Origin of the sequence: Microcystis sp. LEGE 08355 (assembly GCF_015207185.1) — a bacterium.
GTDB classification, from domain to species: Bacteria; Cyanobacteriota; Cyanobacteriia; order Cyanobacteriales; family Microcystaceae; genus Microcystis; species Microcystis panniformis.
Genome location: NZ_JADEXI010000114.1, coordinates 1 through 10475 on the forward strand (window position 1 = coordinate 1; position 10475 = coordinate 10475).

Annotated in this window: 9 protein-coding genes and 3 pseudogenes; 4 read left to right on the plus strand and 8 right to left on the minus strand. The window is 40.9% G+C overall.

Features of this window, described 5'->3' with window-relative positions:
- The 3 genes and pseudogenes from IQ242_RS26000 to IQ242_RS08110 all read left to right on the plus strand — a co-directional run.
- Nucleotides 1-188, plus strand: a pseudogene (locus IQ242_RS26000) (hypothetical protein); the annotation flags it as partial.
- Nucleotides 137-352: pseudogene (locus IQ242_RS08105) on the plus strand (IS701 family transposase); the annotation flags it as partial. The pseudogenes IQ242_RS26000 and IQ242_RS08105, both read left to right, overlap by 52 nt.
- A complete protein-coding gene (locus IQ242_RS08110; RefSeq protein ID WP_193959609.1) occupies nt 306-551 on the plus strand; it encodes a winged helix-turn-helix transcriptional regulator in 246 nt (81 codons plus the stop codon). The pseudogene IQ242_RS08105 and the gene IQ242_RS08110, both read left to right, overlap by 47 nt.
- Here IQ242_RS08110 and IQ242_RS08115 read toward each other — a convergent pair.
- The 5 genes and pseudogenes from IQ242_RS08115 to IQ242_RS08135 all read right to left on the minus strand — a co-directional run.
- Entirely contained in the window at nt 548-1009 is a 462-nt protein-coding gene (locus tag IQ242_RS08115; protein WP_228020885.1) for a hypothetical protein, read from the minus strand. The genes IQ242_RS08110 and IQ242_RS08115 overlap by 4 nt on opposite strands.
- 47 nt (nt 1010-1056) lie before the next feature.
- Nucleotides 1057-2688, minus strand: a complete 1632-nt coding sequence (locus IQ242_RS08120; protein WP_193959610.1) for a metallophosphoesterase family protein — start codon at nt 2686-2688, stop codon at nt 1057-1059.
- Nucleotides 2689-2805: 117 nt separating this feature from the next.
- Nucleotides 2806-3288 (minus strand): hypothetical protein, encoded by a 483-nt coding sequence (locus tag IQ242_RS08125; RefSeq protein WP_193959611.1) that lies wholly within the window; start codon nt 3286-3288, stop codon nt 2806-2808.
- Nucleotides 3289-3505: 217 nt separating this feature from the next.
- Nucleotides 3506-5248 carry an ABC transporter ATP-binding protein gene (locus IQ242_RS08130; RefSeq protein WP_193959612.1) on the minus strand — a complete coding sequence of 581 codons (1743 nt, stop codon included), beginning with the start codon at nt 5246-5248 and terminating at the stop codon, nt 3506-3508.
- A gap of 223 nt (nt 5249-5471) precedes the next feature.
- Nucleotides 5472-5741, minus strand: a pseudogene (locus tag IQ242_RS08135) (aminotransferase class V-fold PLP-dependent enzyme); the annotation flags it as partial.
- Nucleotides 5742-5929: 188 nt separating this feature from the next.
- Between IQ242_RS08135 and IQ242_RS08140 the strand changes: the two are divergent.
- The gene (locus tag IQ242_RS08140) at nt 5930-8005 is read left to right on the plus strand and encodes an NACHT domain-containing NTPase (protein WP_193959614.1); all 2076 of its coding nucleotides are present in this window, start codon (nt 5930-5932) and stop codon (nt 8003-8005) included.
- 327 nt (nt 8006-8332) lie between these two features.
- Here the strand turns inward: IQ242_RS08140 and IQ242_RS08145 are convergent, their stop codons facing one another.
- The 3 genes from IQ242_RS08145 to IQ242_RS08155 all read right to left on the minus strand — a co-directional run.
- Entirely contained in the window at nt 8333-8599 is a 267-nt protein-coding gene (locus IQ242_RS08145; protein WP_193959615.1) for a type II toxin-antitoxin system RelE/ParE family toxin, read from the minus strand.
- Between the two features lies 1 nt (nt 8600).
- Nucleotides 8601-8882, minus strand: coding sequence for a hypothetical protein (locus tag IQ242_RS08150; RefSeq protein WP_002759713.1), 282 nt, complete (start codon nt 8880-8882; stop codon nt 8601-8603).
- A 446-nt stretch (nt 8883-9328) separates the two neighbouring features.
- A partial coding sequence (locus IQ242_RS08155; RefSeq protein ID WP_193959616.1) for a M23 family metallopeptidase occupies nt 9329-10475 on the minus strand: 1147 nt, incomplete at its 5' end.

Genomic DNA, 10475 nt, shown 5'->3' on the forward strand with positions numbered 1-10475 from the left:
CCCCACACCCTGCCCCCACGAAAAACTTTTTCAGCAGCCCCTATTTAGGAGGATTATTAGGGGAAAGTGAGAGGAAAAACCTCCCTCAAATGGCCAATAATGCCGTCGGAGTAGTTTATAACCGATTACATCACTTTATTTTATCTTGGTGTTTTGTGCCTATACATTTATCCTGTGGCATAAGTTAACTGGGGGACTGCAAAGGCGGTGGACGAATCGACCTTTAAACACTTTTGTGGAAGCTTTGGAAGCTTTTCGGACAGCGATGTCTTTTCGTTTCTTTAGGTGGCTGACCGAGAATCAGGATGTGTTTGCCGCTTATCAAGCTAGTTTCGGCTTTGTTTGGGCTTAAAATTTGTTTAAGTCCCATTAGTCAAAAAGTTCTCACCCAACAACTGAGGGAATTAGAGTTAGATGGACTGATTCACCGAGAAGTTTATCCAGAAATTCCTCCTAAAGTTGAATATTCTTTAACCACTTTCGGAGAAACCCTGAAACCGATTATTCTGGAAATGCACCAATTAGGAATTGAGAAAAATGCCAGACTTTAAGGTTTCAAATTTCCTCCTCGAATAAACCAAGTAATTGTGGCACTGGTAAAAGCAGTGATAGCGACAATAGCTATTTGTTTCCAGTTTTTTAATTCCCCAACTTTCTCGATTAAATCGGGAATTTTTTGGGTTAATACTGCTTGGGATTGAATTGTTCCTTCAATTTTAGCCGTTATAATTTTCACTTCCGTGATTTCTTTGTGTAGGTTAACAAATTGCTTGTTATTTTCTTCTCTCAGGGTTTCTAGTTGTTTGCGATTATCTTCCTTTAGCGTATCAATTTGCTCGCGGGTTTCTTCTCGCAGGGAACTTATTTGCTCGCGGGTTTCTTCTCGCAGGGAAATCATTTGCTCGCGGGTTTCTTCTCGCAGGGAAATCATCTGCTCGCGGTTTTCCTGTCGCATTGCCGAGAGTAAGTCTTTCAATTCTTGAATATCATTGCTAGTAACAGTAGTCATACAATTAACCCCAAGAGAATCTATTTAACCAGCACTTTTTAATTTTATTATACTTCACCTATGCTAAAAAGGTCAAATTCATCAAATTTAATTACCTCGGAGTCAGGATAACGAGTATCAAAACGATAACTGCTCACGGTTCCTTTTTCTGTATCTAAAATGCTAAAAACCGTCAGATCATTACTGGCAATATGGGGTAAAGGTTGATTAACCCAATCCACTAGAGGAGCAATATTCGGGATAATTGCTTCTAATCCATTAGGATTGCCGATGGCTGCATAATTTCTATCGAGGGGTACAGGACGTTTTTTATCACCTAAATAAGCACTATAACTATTGCCAACGTTAGAAGATTCGAGAAAATTCATCCCCTTAGGACTAAGAAAACGATTCCATAAATGAGAATGACCATAAAAAACCAAATTAACCTTGGCTGATTCTAATAAGGGAATTATATCACGAATAATATAATCATTTTCTCGGGGATAATCATAACGTACTGAGCTAACTTTTCCCGTGGTATCCCGTTGAATTGTCGGCACGGGATCGGTGTAGGGTGGAACGATATTTCCTCCTAGGGTATGGGGAGGATGATGAAACATAACTACTTTATATTTAGCCTCTTGAAATTCTCGAGTATTTAACTCTTTTTCTAACCATTGATATTGAGGACTACCCTGAGCAATTGGCTCAAAAATATGCTGACCGTAACCCCAACAATTTGGTCTATCTAAATCTCTTTGATTTTCGTAATATCTTCCCCTTGCACTGGGTTCTAAATTGGGATTTCTCCAAATATTAGTAACATATAAAACCACTAAACGAACATCGCCAAAGGTTAGAGAATAATATTTATTTTGAGGCAAAGAAAAAATTTCTTCGTAGGTTTCTGTGTTGAAAGCATTATTTTTTAACCATTTTTCATTAATTTCTACTGTATCCTCTGCTAGTTGTTTAGCAATAAACTGAGGAATAGCATCTTCAAACTGTTCATTTAAACCTCTGGAAGTAGAAAATCTACCCATAACTTCATGATTACCAATAGCAGGAAATAAGGGAGCATTTTGAATAATTTTCCCCCCTTTATAAATAGTCTGAATACCATTCTTTGTAAGAGGATAATTAGCACGACCTTGTAAACAGGGAAAGAATGCCCCACCGCGACTATCATCAAACCATTCGGAAGCTCGATCGGGTATATTAACTAAATCTCCTGCTAAAAAAACTGCATCTACTTGTCCAATAGTTTCGCTAACTTTTTGCAAATTAGCGGCAGTCATGGGCATTAATTGATGATCGGAAGTGAGCAAAATTTTGAGATTAGTTCCTTTTTTTGGTCTTGGTGTAAGGGTATAAATATCACTTCTAATCGCTGTATTTTCCTGAAAACTGGTGACTTGATAGGGAATCCTTTCCCCGGGATTTAAATCAGTAATTTCTGCCTGATGTCGCCAGATTTCTCGAGGGGTTAAAGATTGATAAGCTTCAACGGTTCTCGATTGAGCATCTTCTCTAACTCTAGTTAATTTGCTAGTGCGAGCGGGGACCATTTTCTCTAGTTTTTCCCCGTAGCGGACTTGATGACGAGTGCCAAAAAATTCCGTAAACCAAACCACTTGTATTGATGTTTCGGTGGGTAATTGTAAAAAAGGTTCGCTTAAAAGTTGATTCTTGTTCATTGTCGCTAAAAGATAACTAATTATAATTAAAAAAAGCTGGGTTAATATAACAGCCAGCTTTTGAGATGCTCAAGTCAAAGAGGACTAACAAAACTGTTAACCCATCCTCGGGTAGTTTTAGTGACAGACTCCCGTGAAAGAATCACCACCATGCTTAACTTTAATGGTGCGAAGATTGTTTTCTAGGGTAAAACTAACCGGTGTTCCTGCTTGACTTTTTCCGCTAAAAGTATTTCTACCTTGGTAGGTAGTGACAGCTAATCCTACCGGCTGCATTTCCGGGGGAGTTGCGGCAGCAAAATTATCAATCGTTACGGTGTTATCGTCTTTGTTAACTACCAAAATTTGCCCTTCCACCACATCACTAACCGGGGAAACCATTGTCAGTGTCACCGGTTCTTTTTTGTTGATTGAGTCGTCATCAATTTCAGAAGTATAAACATATAGTTTTACTCCTTGGGCGGTTTTGCCAGTTGCTGTACAGATGATACCATCTCCTAGAGTAGGCATTTGGGCAATTGTCGGCTGAATTAAGACGCTAGGGACACCGATCAGGGTAGCAGTGGCTAAAAGAGCGGTTTTCGTCAGATTTTTAAGCATGAATTTCTCGGTGCAAGTGAACTTCTCTTAGGTTTTTAGCACATTACCTGTGCCACGAGAAATCAAGATAACACAAAAATTAGCTAGAAATTTTTTTGATAAAGTGTTGAGTGAGATTCTTGGCTTTTACTGCCATTAAATCGACAAAATAGCCAGAAAATCCGGGTTAAATTCCCTGACTAACCGGCAATAACTGGCAGATTCCCTATTTTATCGGCTAATGTAAAACCTTAGACTCTAACTGCTGCTGTTGCCAGAGATTTTGATAGACTCCGGGGACTGTGATTAACTCCTCGTGGGTTCCTATCTGGACAATTTCTCCGCGATCCATGACAAAAATGCGATCGGCAGTGGCAGCGGCCGATAATTGATGGGAGATAAAAATCACGGTTTTTTGGCTTTCTTGGGCGAGATTTTCCAAAATAGCCGTGGCTGTTTGATTATCGACGCTAGATAGGGCATCATCAAGGATTAAAATCGGTGCTTGGATGGCTAAAGCGCGCGCTAAAGAGGCCCGTTGACGTTGACCACCGGAAAGAGTAATCCCACGTTCTCCCACTAAAGTTCCGTATTTTTGCGGGAAATTCTCGATTTCCTCCTGAATTCTCGCTTGTTTGGCCGCCGATTCCACTGCCGAAAAATTCAGCAGCGGATCGCCATAACGGATATTATCTTCAATAGTGGTACTAAATAAAAAACTTTCTTGGGGAACATAAGCGATCGCTTTTCGCAGCTCTTCCAGGGCAATTTGAGTGACATCTTGATCATCAATAAATAACTGTCCCTCAGCAATATTCAAAAGACGGGGAATAGCGTTAGCAAGGGTAGATTTTCCCGATCTGATCGCACCGACGACCGCTACCGTTTCCCCCGGATTAATGGTAAAAGAAAGAGATTTTAAGGCTGGTTCCTTAGCATCAGGATAGAAAAAAGTCAAGGCTTTGGCGGTAATTTTTCCTTGAATATTTTTTAAGTGAATACAATCGGCATTGTCTTTAATTTTAGCCTCGGCTAATAGGATAGTTTCCAGGCGATCAACACTCACTTCTCCCTGTTGGTAGGCAGTAATAGTGAAACCTAATAAAGCAGTGGGAAAAACTAATCTTTCTGCCAAAATTAACAGAGCAATAAAGTCCCCAATGGTGATATTACCCGCTATAATTTGTCTAGTACCGAGAGCAAGCAACGCCAATAAACTGACATAGGCCAAAGCTTCAATCAGGGGAAAAAGAAAATTACGAGTCTGGACTAAATCTAAATTAGCCTGTAGTAATTTGCGATTTCTTTGCTTAAATGCTAGGCGCTCGTTACCTTCTTGGGCATAAATTTTAATCAGAGTAATACCACTCATATCCTCTTGAATTAAATCGCTCAGATGCGAGAGTTTTTCTTGTACTTTTTTCTGTTGCCGCTGCAGACGACCACTAAATAATTGCACAGCAATTAACATCAAAGGATAGACAGAAATAGCGGCGATTGAAAGGGGAATATGAATCGCTAACATTACAGGCAAAGTTAACCCATAGGCAAAAAAAGTATTAGCCAAACTGAGCAAAGCAAAACCCACCAGACGACGGATATTATCCACATCGCTAGTGGCACGGTTGATTAAATCTCCTGAAGTTTGTCGAGAAAAATAGGCAGGTTCAAGGGTTAATAAATGCTGAAAGATTTTTTGTTTAAGATCGAACTCTACCTGACGACCGATCCCGAATAATAACACTCTGGAAATCATGCGGATAAACCACATAATCGAGGCTAAAGCGACAATTAAAATCAGATAATAAATGATTTTTTGAAAGTCAAGGGATTTACTCAAATCATCGATGCTATCCCGGATTAAAAGCGGTATGTAAACACCCAAAAGATTAACAATAAGCAAAGCAACTACCCCCCCAGTTACCATTTGCCAATGGGGACGTAGATAATTTGCTAGTTTTTTAATGCGAGAATAAGCCATATTCAGTTACCAGTTATCAGTTACCAGTTATCAGTAATCAGTTATCAGTTATCAGTAATCAGTTATCAGTTATCAGTAATCAGTAATCAGTTATCAGTAATCAGTAATCAGTTATCAGTAATCAGTTATCAGTTATCAGTTATCAGTTAGAACAGGAAAAAGGGGGAATAGCCACCCAAGAATTTTTATTTTTTCTCCTTGTCCTGATTTAGGCTCGGTTTAAGATTAGAACCAGCCTTGGGCGGTTTACTGGGAGGCTGATCAATTTTAGCTTGATAGCCGTACCGCCAGAAGTGAAGATAATCTGGTCTGAATTGGCATTAATTAACCCTGCTACCTGTTCTCTGGCCATTTCGATGACTGTCGCCCTATCCTGTCCCCAACTGTGTAAACTGGAGGGGTTGCCCCAATGATGCCGGAGAATAGTGGCAACCCGCTCGATCACTTGGGGATGAGTGGGGGTAGTGGCACTATAGTCAAGATAAATTTGCATTATTTTACAATCTGAGAAATGAGAGCCAAGTACAAGCAGCTATTCTCAGTTTAGCGGCTTAAGGATTAGAAACCCGCTTTCTTAAAGAAAGTGGGTTTCTGGGTTGATGAGAAACCCGCTTTCTGGGTTGTTGAGAAACCCGCTTTCTCGCTTATACTAAGCGTCAGAGGGTTTACAGGGGTTAAGTTATGACAGGAATTGAAACAACCATTGTAACGGCATTGACTAATAATTTTATTGGCCAAATGATTAAATCGGGGTGGGAGGGTATTAATAAAAATGAGTTATTGAATAAAGATGTTGGGCAGCTTATCAAAGAGGGAAAGTATCTTTTTTTGCGGGAATATACTCAACGTTACTGGGATCGGCACGGCATGATTAAGGTTTTAAAAATGTCTAAGCCGATGGATTTGGAGTCAATTTATGTTAATGTCAAATGTTTAGGAAATTTAGTCAGGGATTATTATGATGAAAATTTAGAAAATAAATATCGTGAGAGTAAGCAGCGACGGTTTAACATTAGGGATGATGGTAAAAAAGATGGTTTACTTTTGGCGAGTCAAGAACAATATTTAATGGTACTTGGTGATCCCGGTATTGGTAAATCTACATTTTTGCGAAAAGTTGGTTTAGAAGCTCTCAAGGGAAAGCAAGGCAGTTATCAGCATCCTCTAACACCTGTTTTACTGGAGTTGAAAAACTTTAAAGAGAACGAGATTAATATTCAGGTATTAATTGAAGAGGAGTTTAAAATCTGCGGTTTTCCCAACGTGGAAAAAAGTATTAGCAATAAACTAGAAAAAGGGGAATTACTAATTTTATTAGATGGTTTGGATGAAGTGCCAACAGCTAATGTGAATAATGTAATCGAGAAAATCAAAGATTTTGTAGATAGGCATCATAAAAATCGTTTTATTCTCTCCTGTCGCACTGCTGCTAGAACTCATCTTCGACAATTTACCGATATTGAAATTGTCGAATTTGATGATCAGCAAATTCAAAGTTTTATTGAACATTGGTTTAGTTCGGAATTAGATCGGAAAAATGAGACGGCTAAAAATTGTTGGGAACTGTTGCAAAAGGAGGAGTATAAAAGTGCAAAAGAGTTAGCCCATACACCGTTATTGTTGACTTTTTTGTGTTTGGTTTATGATAAAAATCAATCTTTTCCCACAAATCGCAGTCGCCTTTATCAAGATGCGTTACGAATTTTATTGGAAACATGGTCAGCCGAAAAACGTTTACCTAATCGCGGTTTAGTTTATGAAAATCTCAGTATTGAGCAAGAAGAAATTTTGCTATCTGAAGTCGCTTATCAGAATTTTGTAGCAGATAAACTTTTTTTAGAAAAACGAGAAATTGTTAAGCAAATTAAAGATCACCTTAAACAAAACTTAAATGCTCCGCAACATTTAGACGGAGAAAAAGTATTAAAAACCATTGAAATTGAACAGGGAATTTTAGTAGAGCGGGCTAGATCTGTCTATTCTTTTTCTCATTTAACCCTTCAGGAATACCTCACGGCTCAGTATATCTATGATAATGATTTGATTGAAGAAGCAGTTAAGAATTATGTAACAGAAACTCGTTGGCAAGAGGTGTTTTTGTTAGTGGCGGGTTTGATGCGAGGGAAAGCCGATAAATTGTTATTAGCAATGGAGAAAGAAGCCCATAATTATCTTAAAACGCCCCTCGGTCAAAAATTAGTGCCGATTTTACAATGGGCAGATGAGATGACTAAAGATTCTGTTGATAGTCCGATTAAACCTGTAGGAAGAAGAGCGATCGCCAATTATCTCGTCATCGCCAACGTCTTCGCCTACGGCATCGCCATCGCCTACGTCCCCGAGATCATCCACGTCATCGCCATCAACATCGCCACCGTCATCACCGAGATCCTCTTTACCCCCAACCTCATTGATGAGTTTGTCCTGTTAGTTAACTTATTGGCTCAGGATCGAATTGTTTCTAAGGTTAATTTTTACCAATTAATCGCTGATTTAGAAGCTTTCAAACAAAATATTCCTGATGATAAAGCAACTAAAAAAGAACGTCGAGAATTTGCTGATCAATTCTTGAAAATGTGGAATACTGCTTTTAATTTAACGCCTGAATTACTGAATTTATCCATCCAAGAAATTCGCAAAATAGACAAGCATTATTTTTATATTAATCTCCTGGTTCTCTGCTGCCAAAAAGTGGCTGTTAATATTTCCCCTACCGTTTGGCAAGAAATCGAAGAACGAATGCTCCGCGTTCCTTAACTTCTACTTTTTTCTCAAATCTTGCCTTTCCAATTGGATGAGATTAGCGAATATTAACACTATGAGGATTGGGAGCTTCAAAAACCTTGCATTACCATTTTTATAGAACATAGGGTTTGCTGAAAAAGTACGGGCGAAGCATTCGGATAGAAAATCTACGGTTTCACCGATAAGTTATTGTCCGAATGCTTCGCCCCTACAGGACGCGGAACCATGAAGACGCAAGGTTTTGAAGCACGATTCTCTCAGAATCTTGCACCTGTTTCGGGAGAAAAGCCACAAAACCTCTACCTTGCCTACATTTCACATTTATTCAGCAAACCCTATTTATTGACGGTAAGCTTGACTGCGATGTTCAATCAGCAAGACAATAACTTGAGACTGACTATCATCAACTGTATAGATAACCCAATAGTCTCCAACGCGGAAGCGATACTTCCCAGCAAATTCTCCCTTTAATGCTTTAATTTGAGGGTGATTTTTCGGTGTTTCTTGAAGGAGTTTTAAACACTTAGCAATCTTCTTTTTTAAGATTGAATCCGCTTCAGAATAAACTTTATTTGCTTTAGCTGTCAAACGGACTTTATAAGTCATCTCAGCTTTCCCAATCAATGAGGCAACCTGATTGTAAATCCATTTCAGCTTCTTTCAAATGTTCCATAATATTCGGGATTGCTCTAATTTCTTGCGTTGCCTTTTCACTTTCTTTATCTGACAAATAAGCGGCAAATTCTAGAATCATCTTTAAATTTTCTACTGATAGGGTTTGTAAATATTGTTGAATCTTTTGCTGCATTAAATCGACCTGTACTAATGTTTCAGAATCTAAAAAATCTTCTGGAGTCGAGGGATTTACTTCAACGTCAGTTAGAGTCATATTTAATCAAGTGCTTCTCTCAAGTTTATTATTTGTATCTTAGCGTGTATCCCGTCTCCCGACGACCGACGACCGACTCCTGACGAACGACTCCTGACCCCACAGTTAACTTTATTTTTGTCCAACTACTTAGGGTTGGCTGAAAAAGTACGGGCGAAGCATTCGGGCAATAACCTATCGGTGAAACCGTAGATTTTCTATCCGAATGCTTCGCCCCTACAGGACGCGAGCGCCGCTCAAGATGCCAGGTTTTGAAGTACGATTCTCTCAAAATCTTGCACCTGTTTCGCGAGAAAAGCCACAAAACCCTTACCTTGCCTACATTTCACATTTATTCAGCAAGCCCTACTTAAGACTGCAAATGTATGAAAACGCATCAATTGGGCAAAAGCTCAACGATGCGTTTTTAAGTTCCAAAAACCGCTAGAGTTGTAACCCAAAACAAATTAATTCTGATTAGCGTCAGTGGCTGCGGCCATTTGCATTCTCTGCACCAGATTATCGAGGGCTAATTCTAGATGTAAACCGGCATCTACGGCGGTCCAACCCTGTTCGGTTAGGTGTCGCCATTCAAAGTGTAGGTGAGGACCGGTAGAAAGTCCCGTACTACCCACACGACCGATAACCGCGCCCTGTTCTACCCATTCTCCCGGTTTGACGGTAATTTCCGAAAGGTGGGCATAACGAGATTCTTGACTACCATCGAGGTGACGTAAAATCACCGTTAATCCGTAACCTCCCAACCAGTCGGCGGTGGCCACTTCCCCCGCGTAGGCGGCTAATACAGGTGTTCCCATCGGTGCGCCTAAATCAGTACCCGCGTGCATGGCCCGATTCCCGGTGACTGGATGATTTCGCCACCCGAAAACCGAGGTAATTTGGGCGGGAAGAGCGAGGGGAAAGAGTAAATCCGTGCGTTGAGTTTGGTTAGAATCCGTGGGACTTAAACGGGTGGCCCGCTCATAGGTGGTCGCTTCGCTGATGGCCGCCACTTCTGCGCGAGTCACGGGGGCTAAAGCTAATTTTACGCCATTCCATTCCGGGGGATTGAGGGCTACCACCTGACTGGGAATCACCGTCGGGGCGGCCAGACGTACCGGGGCGCTAGAGGCCACGAGGGTGGGGGCATAACGACGCAGGGAATTATTAGCGATAACCGGCTGATTTCGGGGCTGCCGTCCTACGCGCACGGCCGGATTAGGATTGAGACGCACCCGGGCCAGATTAACCGGGGGTAAGGGTTTGGCCACAGTGCTGACCGGCTGACGACGGGGGGACCGGGCCGCCAGATTACAGCTACCTCCTACCAGTTGACCATTTTGGGCGATGGTTTGGCAACCACTGCGGCGCTCGGTGACAACAACGGAACTGGGGGGGTTAAAGTTTCTAGTATCGATAAAGTTATTTTTACCGCCGGCCCGGGGGGCAAGGGTAGGCATATCGGTTTGATGGTTTTCGGGGATAGCCAGACGGGGGGCGGGATTAGTATTTTCTTTGATAACGGGGGCTTTCAGAGTCGGGGCGGCATTTTCCACTACCGGGGTTTCGCTGCCAGTTTCGGAATTAGCGATCGCATTGGGAGCAAGAGTAATC

What these genes read in the sequence shown, in the direction of transcription:
- IQ242_RS08110 (WP_193959609.1), top strand. Translation starts at nt 306, where the DNA reads ATGTGTTTGCCGCTTATCAAGCTAGTTTCGGCTTTGTTTGGGCTTAAA.
- IQ242_RS08115 (WP_228020885.1), bottom strand. Translation starts at nt 1,009, where the DNA reads ATGACTACTGTTACTAGCAATGATATTCAAGAATTGAAAGACTTACTC.
- IQ242_RS08120 (WP_193959610.1), bottom strand. Translation starts at nt 2,688, where the DNA reads ATGAACAAGAATCAACTTTTAAGCGAACCTTTTTTACAATTACCCACC.
- IQ242_RS08125 (WP_193959611.1), bottom strand. Translation starts at nt 3,288, where the DNA reads ATGCTTAAAAATCTGACGAAAACCGCTCTTTTAGCCACTGCTACCCTG.
- IQ242_RS08130 (WP_193959612.1), bottom strand. Translation starts at nt 5,248, where the DNA reads ATGGCTTATTCTCGCATTAAAAAACTAGCAAATTATCTACGTCCCCAT.
- IQ242_RS08140 (WP_193959614.1), top strand. Translation starts at nt 5,930, where the DNA reads ATGACAGGAATTGAAACAACCATTGTAACGGCATTGACTAATAATTTT.
- IQ242_RS08145 (WP_193959615.1), bottom strand. Translation starts at nt 8,599, where the DNA reads ATGACTTATAAAGTCCGTTTGACAGCTAAAGCAAATAAAGTTTATTCT.
- IQ242_RS08150 (WP_002759713.1), bottom strand. Translation starts at nt 8,882, where the DNA reads ATGACTCTAACTGACGTTGAAGTAAATCCCTCGACTCCAGAAGATTTT.